20 protein-coding genes are annotated in these 18,594 nt (G+C 73.3%); 1 reads left to right on the top strand and 19 read right to left on the bottom strand.

Features of this window, described 5'->3' with window-relative positions:
* Positions 1 to 18: 18 nt before the first annotated feature.
* The 9 genes from trpA to hisI form a co-directional block, all read right to left on the bottom strand.
* A complete protein-coding gene (gene trpA, locus AC0VX6_RS19915) occupies positions 19 to 837 on the bottom strand; it encodes a tryptophan synthase subunit alpha (RefSeq protein WP_475465575.1) in 819 nt (272 codons plus the stop codon).
* A complete protein-coding gene (gene trpB / locus AC0VX6_RS19920) occupies positions 834 to 2,051 on the bottom strand; it encodes a tryptophan synthase subunit beta (RefSeq protein ID WP_475465576.1) in 1,218 nt (405 codons plus the stop codon). Before trpB ends, trpA begins: the two co-directional genes overlap by 4 nt.
* A gap of 239 nt (positions 2,052 to 2,290) precedes the next feature.
* Positions 2,291 to 3,097, bottom strand: coding sequence for an indole-3-glycerol phosphate synthase TrpC (trpC, locus tag AC0VX6_RS19925; protein ID WP_274974135.1), 807 nt, complete (start codon positions 3,095 to 3,097; stop codon positions 2,291 to 2,293).
* Between the two features lie 221 nt (positions 3,098 to 3,318).
* Positions 3,319 to 3,648, bottom strand: a complete 330-nt coding sequence (locus AC0VX6_RS19930; RefSeq protein ID WP_274974136.1) for a CD225/dispanin family protein — start codon at positions 3,646 to 3,648, stop codon at positions 3,319 to 3,321.
* Positions 3,649 to 3,740: 92 nt separating this feature from the next.
* Positions 3,741 to 4,256, bottom strand: a complete 516-nt coding sequence (locus AC0VX6_RS19935; protein ID WP_475465578.1) for a DUF2752 domain-containing protein — start codon at positions 4,254 to 4,256, stop codon at positions 3,741 to 3,743.
* 102 nt (positions 4,257 to 4,358) lie between these two features.
* Positions 4,359 to 4,727, bottom strand: a complete 369-nt coding sequence (locus AC0VX6_RS19940) for a CD225/dispanin family protein (RefSeq protein WP_274974138.1) — start codon at positions 4,725 to 4,727, stop codon at positions 4,359 to 4,361.
* 266 nt (positions 4,728 to 4,993) lie between these two features.
* Positions 4,994 to 5,326, bottom strand: coding sequence for an HGxxPAAW family protein (locus AC0VX6_RS19945; protein ID WP_274974139.1), 333 nt, complete (start codon positions 5,324 to 5,326; stop codon positions 4,994 to 4,996).
* The gene (locus tag AC0VX6_RS19950; protein ID WP_475465580.1) at positions 5,326 to 6,018 is read right to left on the bottom strand and encodes a Trp biosynthesis-associated membrane protein; all 693 of its coding nucleotides are present in this window, start codon (positions 6,016 to 6,018) and stop codon (positions 5,326 to 5,328) included. The genes AC0VX6_RS19945 and AC0VX6_RS19950 overlap by 1 nt, the downstream gene beginning before the upstream one ends.
* On the bottom strand, positions 6,015 to 6,359 hold the full coding sequence (hisI, locus tag AC0VX6_RS19955) for a phosphoribosyl-AMP cyclohydrolase (RefSeq protein ID WP_248771373.1): 345 nt from the start codon (positions 6,357 to 6,359) through the stop codon (positions 6,015 to 6,017). Before hisI ends, AC0VX6_RS19950 begins: the two co-directional genes overlap by 4 nt.
* A 200-nt stretch (positions 6,360 to 6,559) precedes the next feature.
* Between hisI and AC0VX6_RS19960 the strand changes: the two genes are divergently transcribed.
* Positions 6,560 to 7,555 carry an SIS domain-containing protein gene (locus AC0VX6_RS19960; RefSeq protein WP_274974141.1) on the top strand — a complete coding sequence of 332 codons (996 nt, stop codon included), beginning with the start codon at positions 6,560 to 6,562 and terminating at the stop codon, positions 7,553 to 7,555.
* Positions 7,556 to 7,781: 226 nt separating this feature from the next.
* On the opposite strand, the gene AC0VX6_RS19965 is transcribed toward AC0VX6_RS19960, so the two are convergent.
* From AC0VX6_RS19965 to hisD, 10 genes are all read right to left on the bottom strand, one after another.
* Positions 7,782 to 9,629 carry an ABC transporter ATP-binding protein gene (locus AC0VX6_RS19965; RefSeq protein ID WP_274974142.1) on the bottom strand — a complete coding sequence of 616 codons (1,848 nt, stop codon included), beginning with the start codon at positions 9,627 to 9,629 and terminating at the stop codon, positions 7,782 to 7,784.
* Positions 9,626 to 11,641 (bottom strand): ABC transporter ATP-binding protein, encoded by a 2,016-nt coding sequence (locus AC0VX6_RS19970; protein WP_475465582.1) that lies wholly within the window; start codon positions 11,639 to 11,641, stop codon positions 9,626 to 9,628. The genes AC0VX6_RS19965 and AC0VX6_RS19970 overlap by 4 nt, the downstream gene beginning before the upstream one ends.
* 309 nt (positions 11,642 to 11,950) lie before the next feature.
* Positions 11,951 to 12,532 (bottom strand): peptidoglycan-binding domain-containing protein, encoded by a 582-nt coding sequence (locus AC0VX6_RS19975; protein ID WP_475465584.1) that lies wholly within the window; start codon positions 12,530 to 12,532, stop codon positions 11,951 to 11,953.
* A gap of 346 nt (positions 12,533 to 12,878) precedes the next feature.
* Positions 12,879 to 13,652, bottom strand: a complete 774-nt coding sequence (gene hisF / locus AC0VX6_RS19980) for an imidazole glycerol phosphate synthase subunit HisF (RefSeq protein WP_475465586.1) — start codon at positions 13,650 to 13,652, stop codon at positions 12,879 to 12,881.
* Positions 13,649 to 14,410 carry a bifunctional 1-(5-phosphoribosyl)-5-((5-phosphoribosylamino)methylideneamino)imidazole-4-carboxamide isomerase/phosphoribosylanthranilate isomerase PriA gene (gene priA, locus AC0VX6_RS19985; RefSeq protein ID WP_274974146.1) on the bottom strand — a complete coding sequence of 254 codons (762 nt, stop codon included), beginning with the start codon at positions 14,408 to 14,410 and terminating at the stop codon, positions 13,649 to 13,651. Before priA ends, hisF begins: the two co-directional genes overlap by 4 nt.
* 78 nt (positions 14,411 to 14,488) lie before the next feature.
* Complete coding sequence (gene hisH, locus AC0VX6_RS19990) at positions 14,489 to 15,148, bottom strand: imidazole glycerol phosphate synthase subunit HisH (RefSeq protein WP_274974147.1); 660 nt, start codon at positions 15,146 to 15,148, stop codon at positions 14,489 to 14,491.
* Between the two features lie 17 nt (positions 15,149 to 15,165).
* A complete protein-coding gene (locus tag AC0VX6_RS19995) occupies positions 15,166 to 15,327 on the bottom strand; it encodes a hypothetical protein (RefSeq protein ID WP_013154204.1) in 162 nt (53 codons plus the stop codon).
* Positions 15,328 to 15,921: an imidazoleglycerol-phosphate dehydratase HisB gene (hisB, locus tag AC0VX6_RS20000; protein ID WP_026338663.1), complete on the bottom strand. Its 594-nt coding sequence runs from the start codon at positions 15,919 to 15,921 to the stop codon at positions 15,328 to 15,330.
* An 87-nt stretch (positions 15,922 to 16,008) separates the two neighbouring features.
* Positions 16,009 to 17,091 (bottom strand): histidinol-phosphate transaminase, encoded by a 1,083-nt coding sequence (locus AC0VX6_RS20005; protein WP_274974148.1) that lies wholly within the window; start codon positions 17,089 to 17,091, stop codon positions 16,009 to 16,011.
* Between the two features lie 108 nt (positions 17,092 to 17,199).
* The gene (hisD, locus tag AC0VX6_RS20010) at positions 17,200 to 18,495 is read right to left on the bottom strand and encodes a histidinol dehydrogenase (RefSeq protein WP_475465588.1); all 1,296 of its coding nucleotides are present in this window, start codon (positions 18,493 to 18,495) and stop codon (positions 17,200 to 17,202) included.
* Positions 18,496 to 18,594: the final 99 nt, after the last annotated feature.

The raw sequence follows: 18,594 nt of genomic DNA on the forward strand, positions 1-18,594 counted from the left end.
GACCGCGGGCCCCCGGGCTCAGGCGCGGCCCGAGCGCACGCCCTCCGCCAGTTCCTGGGCGAAGGAGCGGACCGCGACGATCCCGGTCTCCAGGTCCGGCGCGTCCAGGACGCGCTGGCAGAACCCGGCGCCGACGATCACGCCGTCGGCGTAGGCGGCCACCTCGGCGGCCTGGGCGCCGGTGGAGATGCCCAGGCCCACGCAGACGGGCAGGCCGGAGTCGCGGGTCGCCTCGCGGGTGCGCCGCACCAGCGCGGCGGCGGTGTCGGCGACCTGGGTGCGGGTGCCGGTCACGCCCATGAGCGAGGCGGCGTACACGAAGCCGGTGCACTCGCGCGTGGTCAGGGCCAGGCGCCGGTCGGTGGAGGAGGGCGCGACCAGGAACACCCGGTCCAGGCCGCAGGAGTCGGAGGCGGCCACCCACTCCTCGGACTCCTCGGGGATGAGGTCGGGGGTGATCACCCCGGCCCCGCCCGCCTTGGCCAGGTTCGCGGCGAAGCGCTCGGCCCCGTAGCGCTCGATGGGGTTCCAGTAGGACATCACCACGGCGGCGGCGCCGGTGGCGGCGGTGGCCTCCACCACGCGGAACACGTCGTCGGTGGTGGTGCCCGCGGCCAGGGCGCGGTCGGCGGCCCGCTGGATGGTGGGGCCGTCCATCATGGGGTCGGAGTAGGGCAGGCCGACCTCGACGACGTCGCATCCCCCCTCGACCATGGCCTGGATGACCCGGACGGAGGACTCCACGTCGGGGAACCCGGCGGGCAGGTAGCCGATCAGGGCGGCGCGTCCGGCCTCACGGGCCTCGGCGAGCTTGGTCTGCAGTGCGGTGGCGCTCACGCCTGTCCCTCCTGGTCGACGAGGCCGAAGTAGGCGGCCGCGGTGTCAACGTCCTTGTCGCCGCGCCCGGAGAGGTTCACCAGGATGACGGCGTCCGGGCCGAGGCGCTCGCCGAGCTTGCGGGCGCCGGCCAGGGCGTGCGCGCTCTCGATGGCGGGGATGATGCCCTCTGTGCGGCACAGCAGCCGGAAGGCCTCCATGGCCTCGGCGTCGGTGACCGGCTCGTAGGTGGCGCGGCCGGTGTCGGCGAGGTAGGCGTGCTCGGGGCCCACCGCCGGGTAGTCGAGCCCGGCGGAGATGGAGTGGCTGGGCAGGGTCTGGCCGTACTCGTCCTGGAGCACGAAGGTGCGCGCCCCGTGGAAGACGCCGGGGCTGCCCGCGGTGATGGAGGCGGCGGTGCGGGACGTCTGCGCCCCCTCTCCCCCGGCCTCGAAGCCGTACAGGGCGACCTCCTCGTCGGGGATGAAGGCCGCGAAGACGGCCATGGCGTTGGAGCCGCCGCCCACGCACGCGGCGACCGCGTCGGGGAGCCTGCCGACGCGCTCCAGGACCTGTTCGCGGGCCTCTTGGCCGACGACGAAGTGCAGGTCGCGCACGAGCTTGGGGAAGGGGTGCGGTCCGGCGACGGTGCCGAACAGGTAGTGGGTGCGGTCGACGTTGGCCACCCAGTCGCGGAAGGCCTCGTTGATGGCGTCCTTGAGGGTGCGGCTGCCGATGGTGACGGGGACGACCTCGGCGCCGAGCATGCGCATGCGGGCGACGTTGAGCGCCTGGCGGCGGGTGTCCTCCTCACCCATGTAGATCACGCACTCCAGGCCGAGCAGGGCGCAGGCGGTGGCGGTGGCCACGCCGTGCTGTCCGGCCCCGGTCTCGGCGATGACGCGGGTCTTGCCCATGCGCCTGGTGAGCAGGGCCTGGCCGAGGACGTTGTTGATCTTGTGCGATCCGGTGTGGTTGAGGTCCTCGCGTTTGAGCAGGATCCGCGCGCCGCCGCAGTGCTCGGAGAAGTTGCGGGCCTCGCTCAGGGCGCTGGGGCGCCCGGTGTAGTCCTTGAGCAGTTCGGCGAGTTCGGCCTGGTACTGGGGGTCCTGCTTGGCCTTCTCCCACTCCGCGGCCACCTCGTCGAGGGCGGCGATGAGGGCTTCGGGCGCGAAGCGGCCGCCGAAGCGGCCGTAGTGCCCGAGCTGGTCGGGCAGGGGTTGGTCGTGGCTCATTGCACGCTCTCCTGGGAAGGGCCGAGCGCGGGGCTCCCCCGGCCTCGCGCCGCGGGGTCCGCGCGCCGACCGGCTGTGCGCCGCCCGGCTCCGGCGGCGCGTTCTGACTGTGGTCAACGCGGCGGCGGGAACCCGCGGCTCACTGGCGCGGGTTCCCTAGAGCCATCGCCATCCGCGGACGGGGCGCGTCGCCGCCGCGTCCGCCGATGCCTGCGTCAACCCTCTCACGGTCTGTGCCCCTAGTTCCGGTCCCGCAGGGCGGGGTGGGCCCCGGCGGTGACCAGGTCGGCGACGGCCTCGCGCGGGTTGCGGCCGCGGACGAGGCTCTCGCCGACGAGGACGGCTCCGGCTCCGACTCCGGCGTAGGCCAGCAGGTCGTGCGGGCCGCGGACACCGGACTCGGCGATCTTGACGACGTCGGAGGGGATGAGGGGGGCGAGCCGGGAGAAGGTGTCCCGGTCCACCTCCAGGGTCTTGAGGTTGCGGGCGTTGACGCCGACGACGGTGGCCCCGGCGTCGAGTGCGCGCGCGACCTCCTCCTCGTCGTGGACCTCCACCAGCGGCATCAGGCCCAGCGAGCGGGCCCGCTCCACCAGGGAGACCAGGGCCTCCTGGGGCAGGGCCGCGACGATGAGCAGCACGGCGGAGGCGCCGAAGACGCGGGCCTCCCACAGCTGGTAGGAGCTGACCACGAAGTCCTTGCGCAGCAGCGGGGTGTCGACCGCCTTGTGGACGGCCTGGAGGTCGGCGAGGCTGCCGCTGAAGCGGCGCTGCTCGGTGAGGACGCTGATCAGGGCGGCGCCGCCGGCCTCGTAGTCGCGGGCCAGGGCCGCGGGGTCGGTGATGGCCGCGAGGGGGCCCTTGGAGGGGCTGGCCCGCTTGACCTCGGCGATGACGTGCACGCCCGGGCGGCGCAGGGCGGCTTCGGCGTCCTTCGGGGTGGGCACCGACCCGGCCTGGGCCTTGAGGCGGTCAAGGGGCAGGTCCTCCTGCCGCTGCGCCAGGTCAGCGCGTACTCCGTCGAGGATCTCGTCGAGCACGCTCACCAGTTACTGCTCCCTCGTGAAAGTGGGCCGACACGGCGGTTGGCCCGGGGTTCGGGCTCCTCGCGCGGCGGGATCGGACACCGCCGCACCGTGTTGCTGGTCATCGTATCCACCCGTGGGCGCCACGGGGCCGCCGACCCCGACGTGACACTCCGTGGAGGGGCTCGTGGGGGCCGGGAACGCTCCGCCCGGGCGTACCGGGGCGGAGCGCCGGGGGCGCGCTAGGCGTTCGCGGCGACCATGCCGAACATGACCACGAAGAACAGGATGTACAGCACGAGGATGACGGCGCAGACGATGAAGCTGACCAGGCCGATGATGCCCAGGATCTTGGCGGTGTCGGAGGCGGACTGGGCTCCGGCGTAATCGCCCATCTCCCACTTGCTGTTGACCTGGAGGGCGAAGATCAGGCCGATGATGCCGATGACGGTGCAGCTGAGGATGCCGAGGATGTTGTACATCAGGTAGTTCTTGGGCGGTCCGCCGGGGGGCGGGCCGCCGTAACCGCCGGGAGGGCCGTAACCACCGGTGTGGGGAGGGCCGTAGCTCATGTGATGGCACCTTTTCAGAGCGTCGTTGTCGTGTGCGGCGGCGCGTAGCCGCGTTCGCCGGGTAGGACTGCGGCGGGGCCGTCCTGGTTCTGCTACCAGCCGGGGAAGAGCGGTGTCCCGGGGGCGAGGAAGGAGAACCAGGGGAGGTTGCGCAGGACCCAGTGCGCCGTGATGACGATGAGCATGCCCCACAGGAACCAGCCCGGTGTCAGTTTGGGGTACCTCTTGGGCGGCCGTATGGAGTGGAGGAGCCAACGCCCGTAGGTCCAGGCGACGTAGGGCAGCAGCAGCCACAGCAGGGGGTTCATGCTGATGGAGGCCAGGATCTCACCGTGGGTGAGCAGGGCGATAGCCCGCATGCTGCCGCAGCCCGGACAGAAAGTGCCCGTGATCAACAACCAGGGGCAGGTGGGGTAGTTACCGGGCTCGTTGGGATCCACGAAGTGCAGGAGGGTGGCTCCGGCCAGACCGAGCACGCCCAGTCCGGCGGGCCACACGACCGGGTGCAGCGACGCGGCCCACCGCCTGAGCCGCTCCCTCAGGGAACGCGGCTCGGCCGGAGCCCGGGGGAGCTGGCTCTGGGACGGCTCTTCGTGCTGTGGGTACACGTGACCAGCTTAGAGGTTCGGAGGCAGACAGAAAGGGCGCCCCCGAGCGCTGAGGCGCTCGGGGGCGAACGAAGCGTGGTGGGAGCCTGAGCCCCGCGCCCGCTAGTAGGTGGTGTACGTCGGAGCGGTGGCAGCGGCGCCCACGACGAAGAACAGAACGACGTAGAAGGCGATGAGGAGCGCCCACAGGATGCCACCGCAGATGAAGGCGATCTTGGTCCACTTCTTCGCCTGCTTCTGAGCCTCCATGGCCCCCGCGTGGTCACCGCGGTTCCACAGGTCGTTGACCTTGGTGGAATTGACGATGCCGGGGATGGCGAAGGGCCAGCAGCAGAAGATGGCGACGATGGCCCAGACCAGGCCGTTGTCCGGCGGAGGACCGCTGGGGGCGCCGTAGCCGCCGGAGGGCGGGCCGTAGCCGCCGCCGGGGGGCGGGCCGGGGTTGCCGGGGGGAGGGGGACCGTAACTCATGCTCGGTACAACTTTCCGGAAGAGGACAAGGGATTTGCGCGGCGCATGCGGGAACACTCCGGCCCAACACGGGGCAGGGTTGGGTCACCGGATCGCATACACCGCGGGCAGAAAGGAATGATGCCAGATCGGTGAGACACCCACCGAACCGAACCAACGCGGCAGTCGTGGCCGGTGGGCCGAATCTACCCGCCCCGTGGGACCTTCGTCCATATTTCCGTTATTCACTCGTTGTGAGCTGCGGCTTCCCCGGTGCTCCGTGCCCGTCAGGCCTTGGTCGCGTCGGGGTCCAGGGCGGGACCGGGCTGTGCGACGGCGGGCTCGGGCTGGGCGGCGGCGGACTTGCGGCCGGCCTCCCACTCCTCGCGCGTGGGCGGAACGGGGCGGGGCTCCTTGCGGCCGTAGCCGGCCTTCTTCATGACACCGGCGATCGCGGCGAGCACGACGCTGGCGACGAGGGCGACGGCGGTCCACAGCAGCAGGTCGCCGCCGAGGAAGACGATGACGAAGGCCGCCACGGACCACGCCACGATCCAGGACACGGTGAGGAACCAGGCGGACAGGGTGTTGCCGTGGTCGTCGTGGTGCTCGTCGGCCATCAGGTGTTCTCCTTAGGTTCGGCTGGGCGTGCTGCCCGCGGTGCGTGTGCGGCGCCGTCGGAGTCCGCGGGCGTGGCGCCCGGGGACTCGGCGTCGAGTGTGGGGTCGTCACCGGCGTCCAGCGACCTCCACAGGTCGGAGGGCGTCTCGGACCGGGTCGCGCGCGGTGCGGCGTCCCGATCGTACCGGGTTCCCATACCAGGCCAGGCAGGGGCTCGCAGTACCGCGACCAGCCCCGCCGCGACCAGGAGGACCGCCCCGGCCACGGCCATGGCGGGCCCCAGGGCCAGCAGGCGGGGGTCGGCGGCCACCTGCGCGGCCCCGGCGGTGTCGGTGGTGCTGTCGGCCATCGCGTCCAGGAGCGCGCCGGGTCGGGTGGCGCCCCAGACGGCGTTGAGGGCGGCCGCTCCGCCCAGGGCGATGAGGAGGCCGACCGCCCGGCGCCCCCAGCCCCGGGTGGCGTACAGGCCCGCGATCCCGGCCAGCCCGGCCCAGCCGAAGCCGCCGAGGGCGCCGGTGAGGTCGGTCCCGGTGAGCTCCACGGAGACGGGGGCGACCGGGCCCGGCGCGGTGAGTTCGCCGGTCGCCCACTGGCGTCCGGCGGCGGCGAGGAGGAGTCCGGCTCCGGCGGCCAGGGCGAGCATGGCCAGGCCGTACTCCCGGCGCGTGCGGGACGAGGAGGCCGAACTCACAGGAGTCTCCCGGCGTCGAAGCAGGTGTGGTCGCCGGTGTGGCAGGCGGCGCCCTCCTGGTCGACGCGGACCAGGAGGGTGTCCCCGTCACAGTCGAGTGCGACCGACACCACACGCTGGGTGTGTCCGGAGGTGGCGCCCTTGACCCAGTACTCGCCCCGGCTGCGCGACCAGTAGGTGGCGGAGCCGGTGGTGAGGGTGCGGTGCAGGGCCTCGTCGTCCATCCAGGCGAGCATGAGGACCTCCCCGGTGTCGTGCTGCTGCACGACGGCGGGGACGAGGCCGTCCGGGTTCCGCTTGAGTCGGGCGGCGATGTCCGGGGCGAGGCTGGTGACGCTCATGCACTCCAGGTTATGGCCGCCGCCGGAGCGTCCCGCACCGGGTGTCCCCTGGCGCCGGGGGCGCGGGTCGGGGCGGTGCGGGGCTGCTCAGGGCGGGTGGGCGGGGGGCACGGGGGCGGTGGGCGCCGGGAGGCGGGGGTCGCGGATGTCCTAGAGTTCGTGCGTCGTCCCTCGCCCTGCCTTCGTACCCTGGGGGTTTCGTGACCGCCGAGTCCCTGTCCCGCGACCTAGCGGGCAAACCCGAGGCGCTGATCCGGCTCGCCGAGCGCTTCCCGCGGTGGGATCCCTACGCCGCGCTGCCCGCACTGCTCGACGACGAGCCCGCCGCGGTGCGGTTCCTGGGCCTGGGGGCGGCGCGGCACGCGTGCGAGGTGGCGGCGGCGCGGCTGCGCCGGGCGGGGATCGCCGCGAGCGCGGACTTCTCCTCGTCGGCGGAGGAGCCGCCCGCGGGTCCCGAGACGCTCGTGGTCGCGGTGAGCCTGGGCGGTGGGCAGCGCGAGCTGTACACGGTTCTGGACCGCTACGTGGCGCGGTCGCCGGTGATCGTGCTGGCCCCGTCGGTGGACTCGGTGGTGGGGCGGCAGGCGGATCTGGTGGTGCCGCTGCACGCGGGCGAGGAGGCGAGCGGTGTGGGCTGTCGCGCCTACCAGCACGCGCTGGCCCTGCTCCTGCTGCTGGGGCACCGGCTGGGCGCGCCCGTGACGGGCGGCAGCCGGTCCCTGCCGGGGCTGCTGCGCCGCGCGGCGAACGCGACGGCGTCGCTGCTGGAGAGCGCGCCGGGGTGGGTGCCCGAGGTGGCCCGGATCCTGGAGTCGCCGCACGGTGTGCACATGGTGGCCCCGGCCGAGCGTATGGCGTCGGCCTGGCAGGGGGTGCGGGTGCTGCGCCAGGGGCCGGTGCGGGTGGCGCACGCGTGTGAGACCGGGGAGTGGTCGCACACCGACCGCCACCTGGCGGCGGTGACGGACTACCGGGCGCTGCTGTTCGCGGGTTCGGCCTACGACGAGCGCTTCGCCCAGCACCTGGGGCAGTTGAGGGGGGCGTTCGTGGCGGTGGGCCCCACCCCCGGCCAGGAGCGGATGCCGGAGGCGGAGCTGACCGTGCGCTACCCGGGTGACACCGACCAGGACGTGAGCCTGCTGGTGGAGCCGCTGGTGGCGGAACTGCTGGCGGCGCACTGGTGGCGCGGCCGGTAGCGCCCGCGGGCCGGCGGGCGGGCCGTGCCGACCGGTGACGCTCTCGGCGGTCGGCGGCGGGCGTCCACAGGCCCGGTCTGGGCGTTGCCCCGGTTCGGGCGGTCCGGGGAGAATGGATCCGGGGGGCTACCCCCCGCCGTCGGGGCGGACGCGGCGCCCCCGGTTCAACCGTAGCCCGGCGGCCGTGCGGGCGCACCCCCTCCCGCCGGCCTGTGGACGGCCGCGGTCAGGCCGAGGAGCGCACCCAGGAGGCGTACAGGTCGGCGTACACGCCGGGCCTGTCCACCAGCTCGGTGTGCGAGCCGCTCTGCACGATGCGCCCGTCGTCGAAGACCAGGACCCGGTCGGCGGCCTCTGCGGTGGAGAGCCGGTGCGCGATGGCCACGGAGGTGCGCCCGCGCGTGAGCCGGTCCAGGGCGCGCTGGATGCGCACCTCGGTGTGCGGGTCCACCGCCGAGGTGGCCTCGTCCAGCACCAGCAGGTCGGGGTCGGCGACGTAGGCGCGCACCAGGGCGACGAGCTGCCGCTCCCCCGCCGAGAGCGACTCCCCGCGCTGGCCCACGGGGGTGTCGAGTCCGTGGGCGAGGCTGTCGAGCCACTCGGCCAGCCCCAGTTCGGTGATGGCGGCCTCCAGTTCGGCGTCGGTGCTCTCGGGGCGGGCGAAGCGGATGTTGTCGCCCAGGGAGCTGTCGAAGAGGAAGCCCTCCTGCGGGACCATCACCACGCGGCTGCGCAGGGAGGAGAAGGCCACCTCCCGCAGGTCGACGCCGTCGAGCCGGACGGTGCCCCGGGCGGGGTCCATGAGGCGGGTGAGCAGTTTGACGAAGGTGGTCTTGCCCGAGCCGGTCTCGCCCACCACGGCCACGCGGGTGCCGGGGGTGATCTCGACGTCGACGTCGTCGAGGACGACGGGGCCCTCGGGGTAGGAGTAGGTCACCCCGTCGAAGGAGACCCGGACCGGTCCGCGCGGCAGCACCCGGCCCGCCTCGCCGGGGTCGGCGATGTCGGGGACGGTGTCGAGCACGCCCAGGACGCGGCGCCAGCCCGCGATGGCGTTCTGGGCCTCGTTGAAGATCTCGGTGGCCATCATCATCGGCTGGATGAACAGGGTCATCAGGAACAGGAAGGCGATGAGCTGCCCGGCGGTCAGGCCGCCGTCCAGGCCGAGCCAGACGCCGATGAGGACGACGGCGGTGTTGCCCAGGGCCGCGATGATCTCGGCGAAGGGCGAGACCGCCATGGACAGCCGCTGGGCGCGGACCTGGGAGCGGCGCGTGGTCAGGACGGTGGTGTCGATGCGTTCGGCGGTGCGCGCCTCGGTGCCGTGGGCGCGGATGACGGAGGCGCCCATGACGGTCTCGCCGATGACGCCGAGCATGTCGCCGGTGTTCTCGCGGACCTTGAGGTAGGCCTTGGAGAGCAGTTTCTGGAGCCAGCGCACGCCGAACAGCAGCGGCAGGAAGCAGATCCACACCACGAGGGTGAGCTGCCAGGAGTAGACCGCCATCAGGACGGTGGCGACCAGGAGCTGGCCGCTGCTGACCAGCAGGAGCAGGCCGCCCCACTGCATGAAGGTGCTGATCTGGTCGACGTCGCTGGTGACGCGTGAGACCAGCGCGCCCTTGCGCTCGCTGTTCTGGGTGAGCACGGACAGGTCGTGCACGTGCCGGAAGGCCTTGCGGCGCAGTGTGGCCAGGCCGGACTCGGTGGCCCGGTACAGGCGCACGTTCATCAGGTAGGAGCAGATCATGGTGACCACGAGCAGGGCGGCGCAGACGGCCACCATGCGGGTGACGAAGCCCAGGTCGGGCCCGTCCGCCCCGGTCAGCCCGTTGTCGATGATCTGCTGGACGGCGACGGGCACGATGACCTTGCCCGCGGTGGCCACGACAGCGAAGGCCAGGGTGAGCCACAGGCCGCGGGCGAACTCCGGGGAGAGTCGCAGGCCGCGCTTGAGCGTGTCCATCGCCCCCTCGGAGGAGCGGTGCAGTGACACGGCGGGGTCGTCGGGGGCGCGGCCGGGCAGCTCCTGCCCCTCCCGCTCTCGCTGTTCGTCGCGGGTGGGCGCGCTCATCGGGTGGCCTCCTCGGCGGCGTCGTCACGGGTGGGGCGGGCGGGTTCGAGGGGGCCGGGTTCCTCGGGCAGCGGGGCGCTCTCGGCCTGCCCCTCGGCGGAGGCGCGCTCGTAGGCGGTGACCAGCCTGGTGTAGCCGGGCGAGGTGTCGAGCAGTTCCTCGTGGGTGCCGCGGGCCAGCACGCGTCCGCGCTCCATGTAGACGACCTCGTCGGCGAGTTCGATGGTGGCGCGGCGGTAGGCGACCACGACCACGGTGGCGGCGTCGTCGCGTTCGCGCAGGCCCGCCAGGATCTGCGCCTCGATCTGGGGGTCCACGGCGGAGGTGGCGTCGTCCATGATGAGCAGCCTCGGGCGGCGCACGATCGCGCGGGCCAGGGCCAGGCGCTGGCGCTGACCTCCGGAGAGGGTGGTGCCCTTCTCGCCGAGCCGGGCGTCGAGTCCGCCCTCCAGTTCGCGGACGAAGCCGTCGGCGCGGGCCAGGCGCAGGGCGGCCCAGACCTGGTCGTCGTCGGCGTCGGTGCCCAGGGTGATGTTGTCGCGGACGCTGTCCTCGAACACGAAGGTGCCCTGGGGCACCAGGGCGGCGTGCCGGGGGATCTGGTCGCGGGCGAGGTCGCGCACGTCGACGCCGTCGAGGGTGACGGCGCCCGTGTCGGCGTCGACCAGGCGCATGAGGACGGTGGTGAGCGTGGACTTGCCCGACCCGGTGGGGCCGACCAGTGCGACGGTGCGCCCGGGGGCGATGTCCAGGTCCACGCCGTTGAGGACGGTGGTGCGCGGCGCGGTGTCGGCGCCGCCGTCCATCAGGTCGCGCGCGCCGCCCCGCGCGTCGTAGGAGTCGGCGTAGGAGAAGGTGACGCCGCGGGCGCTCAGGGCGATGCCGGTGGGGGTGTCCTCCAGGGTGCGGGTGCCGTACTCCATGGCGCCGCCGGAGTTGAGCACGGACTGGACGCGGTCCCAGCCCACGACGCTGCGGGGCAGGTCGCCCAGGATCCATCCGAAGGAGCGGATGGGCAGGGCCAGGAGGGTGAACAGGAAGGCGATCTGGACCAGGTCGCCGGCGTCGATGGCACCGGTGGACAGCCGCCACATGCCCAGGAGCAGGACGGCGAGCACGCCGAAGTTGGGCAGGGCCTCCATGACCGGGTCGAACATCGAGCGCATCCGGCCGACCTGGATGAGCGCGTCGCGCAGGCGGTGGGCGGCGGAGGTGAAGCGCTCGGTCTCGGTGTCCTCGCGGCCCAGGGTCTTGACGACGAGGGCGCCGTCGAAGGACTCGTGGGCGACGCCGCTGACCTCGGCGCGCAGTGCCTGGGCGCGCGAGGCCATGGGTGAGACGCGCCGTTGGAAGACGACGTTGGCCGCGGCCAGGACCGGGAAGACGACGAAGGCGACCAGGGCCAGGACCGGGTCGGTGGTGATCATGGCGATGGCCGCGATGACCAGCATGAACACGCTGCCGACGGCCATGGGCAGCGGGGCGAGCGGCTGCCAGGCGGCCTCGACGTCGGCGTTGGCGTTGGACAGCAGCTGTCCGGTGGGGTGGCGGTGGTGCCAGGACAGGGGCAGTTCGAGGTACTTGCGGGCGACGGCGCGGCGGTAGCGGGCCTGCATGCGGAACTGCATGAGCGCGGCGAGCATGCGGCGCATGGCGATGCCGGTGGCCTTGCCCAGTCCCACGCCCATGAGGAGCGCGGCGGCGCCGACGAGGGCGGCGGTCGTGGTGCTGCCCTGTTCGAAGGCGGGGAGGATGGTGGCGTCGGTGAGGTGGCCCAGGACCGAGGCGGAGCCGACGTTGACGGCGGCGTGCAGCATGGCGCCGATGACGGCGGCGAGGAAGACCCACGGTTCGGCGCGGGCGGCCACCCACAGCACCCGCATGCCGCGGGTGAAGACCCCGGTGTGCTCGGCGGCGTCGGTTCCCCGGCGTGTTCCCGGTCCGTCGGCGGCTCCGGGCGGTGCCGTTCCCTCCTCGTTCTCCGGTTCCCCGGTGCTCGTACCCCGCGCCATACGCCCCCCGTTCTCCTCCGTGGCCGGGCAGGCCCGGCACAGCCCGACACGCGCGCGGCGTCCCCCGGGCATGCCGGCGGGCGTGGACGTGCGCGTGTCGTGTCAACCTATCCAGCGGCACCGACAAGGTTCCACCGGATTGTTTCAGCGCGCGGCGCGACGGGGCTATTCCGTCCGGTTCGGGGCGTGGTGGGGATGTTCGGGGCGGGGGCTGGGTGCGGGGCGGCGCCCGGGCCCCGAGAGGGTGGGCCCGGGCGCCGCAGGGAGGGGCGCGTCCCGGTCACTGTCGCCGGGGCCGCGCGGGGCCGGTCAGCGGGCGTAGTCCTGGTAGCTGATCACGGCGTGGAAGGAGACGGGTCCGAAGATCCCGTCGACGCCGATGCCGAAGTGCTCCTGGGCGGCGCGGACGGCCCGCTCGGTGTTGGGTCCGTAGACGCCGTCGGCGGTCAGCTCGGCACCGAACTTGGTGTTGAGCTCACGCTGGATCATGGTGACGACCGGGCCGGTGTCGCCGCGGCGGAACTGGTGCTGGCCGAAGACCAGCTCCTGGAAGTGCTCCCAGGTGTCGGGGTTGAGGTCGCCGTCGTTGTGCAGGCCGAAGGCCTCCTGGTAGGTGACCAGGGTGTCCTGGAGGTCCTGGTCGAACTCCAGGTTCAGCTCGCCGGGGTTGATCTCTCCCGAGGAGAGCAGCATCTTGGCGGCGTAGACGTCGATGCTGGAGTCGCCGAGGGTGTACTCGGGCCAGACCTGGGACTCGATGGCGGCGAGGACCTCGGGGGAGGTCTGGTCGAGGTCGTCCGCCAGGGCGGCGGGCGCGGTGGCGAGGGCGGTCGTCGCGGCGAGGGCGGCGGCCGCGAGGAGGGAGGCGGCCCGCCCGGTGGTGGTGGACATGGAGAGGTTCCTTTCCCCTGTGGTCCCTGTGGTCGGTGCTGCGCGGTGGTTCGGTGTTGCACACTGTTCGATGTGTGAGACCCGCATCACGTTCACAAAATGCATGCCAATACCACCAAAAGGACACAGTTCTCTGTCCGTGTCCTGTTTTCTCAGCACATGCGACAACCGATTCGACGGTGTGCGCGTGTACCGGACCACGGGACGCGACCGGTGTTCCGGCCGGAGGCGGGGCCGAGGAACACGGGGGCCGGACGTGCAGGGGTCCGGACACGCGGAGGGCCTCCGCGCGCTCGTGCGCGCGGAGGCCCTGTGCCCGGAACCGGTCGGGGCGGGCCCGCCCCGCTCAGCGGACGGGGTGGCCCGCCTCGCGCAGGCTCTTCTTGACGTCGGCGATGGTGAACTGCCCGAAGTGGAAGACCGTCGCGGCCAGCACGGCGTCCGCGCCCGCCGCCACGGCCGGGGCGAAGTGCTCCACCGCGCCCGCGCCGCCGGAGGCGATCAGCGGCACCTCCACCCGGGAGCGCACCGCCCGGATCAGCTCCAGGTCGAAGCCCGACCGGGTGCCGTCGGCGTCCATCGAGTTGAGCAGGATCTCCCCCGCCCCCAGCTCGGCGGCGCGCTCGCACCACTCCAGGGCGTCGACCCCGGCACTGCGGCGTCCGCCGTGCGTGGTGACCTCGAACCCGCTCGGCGTCGGCCGCCCGTCCCCGCGCACCCGGCGCACGTCGGCGGAGAGCACCAGCACCTGGCGGCCGAAGCGCTCGGCGATCTCCCCGATGAGTTCGGGGCGGGCGATGGCGGCGGTGTTGACGCCCACCTTGTCCGCGCCCGCGCGCAGCAGCCGGTCCACGTCGTCTGGGGTGCGCACCCCGCCGCCCACGGTCAGCGGGATGAACACCTGGTCGGCGGTGCGGCGCACCACGTCGTAGGTGGTCTCGCGGTCACCGCTGGAGGCGGTGACGTCGAGGAAGGTGAGCTCGTCGGCGCCGTCCGCGTCGTAGGTGCCGGCCAGCTCGACCGGATCGCCCGCGTCGCGCAGGTTCTCGAAGTTGACGCCCTTGACCACCCGCCCGGCGTCCACGTCCAGGCAGGGGATGACGCGCACCGACACGCTCACGGGCGCACGCTCCCGGCCTCGCGCACCGTGGCCAGGGCGTCCTCCAAGGTGAAGGCGCCCTCGTACAGCGCGGTGCCCATGATGGCGCCCTCCACGCCCAGCGGCACCAGCGTGGCGATCGCCCGCAGGTCCTCCAGGCTGGAGACGCCGCCGCTGGCCACCACCGGCTTGTCGGTGCGCTCGCACACGGTGCGCAGCAGGTCCAGGTTGGGGCCCTTGAGGGTACCGTCCTTCTGGACGTCGGTGACGACGTAGCGGGCGCAGCCCTCCGACTCCAGGCGCTCCAGGGTCTGCATGAGGTCGCCGCCGTCGCGGGTCCAGCCGCGCGCGGCCAAGGTGGTGCCGCGCACGTCCAGGCCGATCGCGATCTGGTCGCCGTGCTCGGCGATGATCCTGGCGCACCACTCGGGGTTCTCCAGGGCGGCGGTGCCGATGTTGACCCGCCTGCACCCGGTGGACAGGGCGGCGGCCAGCGACTCGTCGTCGCGGATGCCGCCGGACATCTCGACCTTGACGTCGAGGCGGCCCACGATGTCGCGCAGCAGGTCGCGGTTGTGGCCGCGGCCGAACGCGGCGTCCAGGTCCACCAGGTGGATCCACTCGGCACCGGCGGACTGCCAGGCCATGGCCGCCTCGAAGGGGTCGCCGTACTGCCCGCCGGAGCCCGCCTTGCCCTGGACGAGCTGGACGGCCTGGCCGCCCGCCACGTCCACGGCGGGCAGCAGTTCGAGTACGGGGGTGGTGGTCTCGCCGGTCATGGACTCATCTCGTTCTCGTCGGTCGGAAGGTCTTGGGGAGCGGTGGCGGGCCGGGCGCGCGGCCCCGGCGGACACCGGTCAGAGGGTGTCCACCCAGTTGGCCAGGATGCGGGCGCCCGCGTCGCCGGACTTCTCCGGGTGGAACTGGGTGGCCCACAGGGGTCCGTTCTCGACGGCGGCCACGAACGGCTCGCCGTGCTCGGCCCAGGTCACCCCGGGCGCGGGGATGCGCTCGTTGGTGGGCGTGAACTCCCACTCGCGCACGGCGTAGGAGTGCACGAAGTAGAAGCGGTCCTCGGGCCCGATCCCGGCGAAGAGCCGGGTGTCCTCGGGCGGGCGGACGGTGTTCCAGCCCATGTGCGGAACGACGGGCGCGCGCAGGCGGTCCACCGTGCCGGGCCACTCGCCGCAGCCCTCGGTGACCTCCTCCCCCGCCCCGGTGTCGGAGCCGGCGCGCTCCACCCCCCGGTCGAAGAGGACCTGCATGCCCACGCAGATGCCCAGGACCGGGCGCCCCCCGGCCACGCGCCTGCCGATGATCCGGTCGCCGCCCGCGGCCCGCAGGCTGGACATGCACGCGCTGAACGCGCCCACGCCCGGGACGACGAGGCCGTCCGCGTCGAGGGCGGCGTGCGGGTCGGAGGTGACGGTGACGTCGGCTCCGGTGCGCTCCATCGCGCGCTGCGCCGAGCGCAGGTTGCCGGAGCCGTAGTCGAAGACGACCACTCGTGACGGCATGGTGCTGCCCTTCCCCTTCAGAAGTAGTCCAGGCGCAGTACGCCGGAGGCCAGCGCGAGCGCCGTGCATCCGGCCAGGACGACTGCGAGGGGCCGGTTGACCCTCCACAGGGCGTACGCGCCCCCGGCGAGGAAGCCCCCGAGCACGATGAGGGCGATCCCCCACAGGTATCCGTCCATCTACAGGGCGCCCTTGGTGGACGGGATGCCGCTGACGCGCGGGTCGTCCTCGGTGGCCGCGCGCAGGGCGCGGGCCAGCGCCTTGAACTGGCACTCGACGATGTGGTGGGCGTTGCGGCCGTAGGGCACGCGCACGTGCAGGGCGACGCGGGCCTGGGCCACGAACGACTCCAGGATGTGGCGGGTCATGGTGGTGTCGTAGTCGCGGCCGATCAGCGGGGCCATGCCCTCGGGCTCGCTGTGCACCAGGTAGGGGCGGCCGGAGACGTCGACGGTGACCTCGGCCAGGGCCTCGTCCAGGGGCACCTTGGCGTCGGCGAAGCGGCGGATGCCCCGCTTGTCGCCCAGGGCCTCGCGGAAGGCCGCGCCCAGGGCCAGGGCGGTGTCCTCCATGGTGTGGTGGGAGTCGATGTGCAGGTCGCCCTCGGTGCGCACGGTCAGGTCGAACAGGCCGTGCTTGGCGAGCTGGTCGAGCATGTGGTCGAAGAAGCCGACGCCGGTGGAGACGTCGGCGACGCCGGTGCCGTCCAGGTCGATCTCGACCAGGACCTTGGTTTCCTTGGTGGTGCGCTCGACGCGTCCGGTGCGGCTCATGGTGGTGGGACTTCCTCGCTCGGTGCGGTGGGTGCGTGGCCCGGCCGGGTCGGGCCGGGCGGCGGTCTCGGGGTCGGCGGGCAGGGCTCAGCGTCCGGTGGCGCGGAGCAGGGCCCGGCGGAAGGCGGCCATCTCCTGCGGGGTTCCGACGCTGACGCGCAGCCACCCGGGCGGGCCGGTCTCGCGGATGAGGACCTGCTGGTCGAGCATGTCCTGCCAGACGCGGGTGCGGTCCTCGAACTCGCCGAACAGGACGAAGTTGGCGTCGGACTCGGCGACGGAGAAGCCCTGCCCGCGCAGCCAGGCGACCAGGGAGTCGCGTTCGGCGCGCAGGTCGGCGACGGCGGCGAGGAGTTCGTCGGCGTGGTCGAGCGCGGTGAGCGCGACCGTCTGGGTGACGGCGGACAGGTGGTAGGGCAGGCGGACCAACTGGAGGGCGTCGACCACGGCCGGGTGGGCGGCCAGGTAGCCCACGCGCGCGCCGGCCAGGGCGAAGGCCTTGGACATGGTGCGCGAGACGATGAGCCTGGGGTGGTCGGGCAGCAGGCTCAGCGCGCTGGGCGTGCCCTCGCGGCGGAACTCGGCGTAGGCCTCGTCCACGACCACGACGCCGGGGGCCGCCGCCAGGACGCGCTCAGTGTCGGCCAAGTCCAGGGCGGTGCCGGTGGGGTTGTTGGGCGAGGTGAGGAAGACGACGCTGGGCTGGTGCTCGGCGATGGCGGCCAGGGCGGCGTCCACGTCGACGCGGAAGTCGGCTCCGCGCGGCACGGACACCCAGGCGGTGCCGGTGCCCCGGGAGATGATCGGGTGCATGGAGTAGGACGGCTCGAAGCCCATGGCGGCCCGGCCGGGGCCGCCGAAGGCCTGGAGGATCTGCTGGAGGACCTCGTTGGAGCCGTTGGCCGCCCACACCTGGTCGGCGGTCAGGCCGTGGCCGAGGTAGGCGGCCAGGCCCTCGCGCAGGCGGACCGCGTCCCGGTCGGGGTAGCGGTTGAGGCCCAGGGCGGTGTCGGCGACCGCCTCGGCCAGCGCCTTGGCCAGGCGCGCCGAGGGCGGGTGCGGGTTCTCGTTGGTGTTGAGCACCACGGGTACGTCCAGCTGCGGCGCGCCGTAGGGCGAGCGGCCGCGCAGGTCGTCGCGCAGGGGCAGGTCGTTCAGGGTGAAGCTCACGGTTGCACGCTCATGGTCGGTCGGAGGCGGACGGGGCGTGCGGGTCGCGGCCGGTGCGGCCGCGGGGCCCGCGCGCCCGGGTTCCCGCCGGGCGGGTGGCCTTCGGGTTCAGGCCTGTTCCGTGCGCGCGGCGACGGCCTCGCCGTGCGCGGGCAGGTCCTCGGCGTTGGCCAGGGCGATGACGTGGTGGGCGACGTCGGTCAGCGCCTCGCGGTCGTACTCGACCACGTGCACGCCGCGCAGGAAGGTCTGCACGCTCAGGCCGCCGCTGTGGCAGGCGCAGCCGCCGGTGGGCAGCACGTGGTTGGACCCGGCGGCGTAGTCGCCCAGGGAGACCGGCGAGAAGTCGCCGACGAAGATCGCGCCCGCGTTGCGCACGCGCGCGGCCCACGCGGCGGCGTCGGCGGTCATGACCTCCAGGTGCTCGGCGGCGTAGGCGTTGACGACGGCGAGGCCGTGGTCGAGGTCGTCGACCAGGACGATGCCGGACTGCGGGCCGGACAGGGCCTCGCGGACGCGGTCGCCGTGCTTGGTGGCGGCCACGCGTACGGCGAGGCGGTCGGTGACCGCCTCGGCGAGCGCCTCGTCCGGGGTGACCAGGACGGAGGCGGCGACGACGTCGTGCTCGGCCTGGCTGACCAGGTCGGCGGCGACGTAGTCGGGGTCGGCGGTGGCGTCGGCGAGGATCGCGATCTCGGTGGGACCGGCCTCGGCGTCGATGCCGATGACGCCCTTGAGCAGGCGCTTGGCCGCGGCCACCCAGATGTTGCCGGGGCCGGTGACCATGTCGGCGCGCTCGCAGGGGCCCGCGCCGTAGGCGAACATGGCCACGGCCTGGGCGCCGCCGACGGCGTAGACCTCGTCGACGCCGAGCAGGGCGCAGGCGGCGAGGATGGTCGGGTGGGGCAGTCCGCCGAAGGCGCTCTGGGGCGGTGAGGTGACCGCCAGGGAGCGGACCCCCGCCTCCTGGGCGGGGACGACGTTCATGACGACGCTGGAGGGGTAGACGGCACGGCCGCCCGGCACGTAGAGGCCGACGCGGTCGACGGGGATCCACTTCTCGGTGACGGTGCCCCCGGGCACGACGCGGGTGGTGTGGTCGGTGCGGCGCTGGTCGCGGTGGACCGCGCGGGCGCGGCGGATGGACTCCTCCAGCGCGGCGCGCACGGCGGGGTCGAGGCCGTCCAGGGCGGCCTCGATCGCGTCCTTGGGCACGCGGATGTCGGTCAGTCTGACGCCGTCGAAGCGCTCGGTGAGTTCGACCAGGGCCTCGACACCGCGATGGCGCACGTCCTCGCACAGGGGGCGTACGCGCTCGGCGGCGGCCGCCACGTCCAGTTCCGCGCGCGGAAGGGCCTGACGCGGGTCGCCTTGGGTGCCTCGGAGGTCGATTCGACTGATCACGGTCCCAGTCTAGGGGGAAGTGCCCATTCGGTGGGCGGCGCCGTCCGGATGATGGACGCCACACGCGCGCCACCGGCGGGTACGCGTCGGCGCGGGAGG

Source organism: Nocardiopsis sp. iso_25, from assembly GCF_056173305.1.

Bases quoted from the DNA above. Each gene is read 5' to 3' on its own strand.
- hisB (WP_026338663.1), bottom strand. From the start codon at position 15,921: ATGAGCCGCACCGGACGCGTCGAGCGCACCACCAAGGAAACCAAGGTC.
- AC0VX6_RS19975 (WP_475465584.1), bottom strand. From the start codon at position 12,532: ATGTCCACCACCACCGGGCGGGCCGCCTCCCTCCTCGCGGCCGCCGCC.
- AC0VX6_RS19945 (WP_274974139.1), bottom strand. From the start codon at position 5,326: ATGGCCGACGAGCACCACGACGACCACGGCAACACCCTGTCCGCCTGG.
- trpB (WP_475465576.1), bottom strand. From the start codon at position 2,051: ATGAGCCACGACCAACCCCTGCCCGACCAGCTCGGGCACTACGGCCGC.
- AC0VX6_RS19965 (WP_274974142.1), bottom strand. From the start codon at position 9,629: ATGAGCGCGCCCACCCGCGACGAACAGCGAGAGCGGGAGGGGCAGGAG.
- hisH (WP_274974147.1), bottom strand. From the start codon at position 15,148: ATGCCGTCACGAGTGGTCGTCTTCGACTACGGCTCCGGCAACCTGCGC.
- AC0VX6_RS19930 (WP_274974136.1), bottom strand. From the start codon at position 3,648: ATGAGCTACGGCCCTCCCCACACCGGTGGTTACGGCCCTCCCGGCGGT.
- AC0VX6_RS19940 (WP_274974138.1), bottom strand. From the start codon at position 4,727: ATGAGTTACGGTCCCCCTCCCCCCGGCAACCCCGGCCCGCCCCCCGGC.
- AC0VX6_RS19995 (WP_013154204.1), bottom strand. From the start codon at position 15,327: ATGGACGGATACCTGTGGGGGATCGCCCTCATCGTGCTCGGGGGCTTC.
- hisI (WP_248771373.1), bottom strand. From the start codon at position 6,359: ATGAGCGTCACCAGCCTCGCCCCGGACATCGCCGCCCGACTCAAGCGG.
- priA (WP_274974146.1), bottom strand. From the start codon at position 14,410: ATGACCGGCGAGACCACCACCCCCGTACTCGAACTGCTGCCCGCCGTG.
- AC0VX6_RS19970 (WP_475465582.1), bottom strand. From the start codon at position 11,641: ATGGCGCGGGGTACGAGCACCGGGGAACCGGAGAACGAGGAGGGAACG.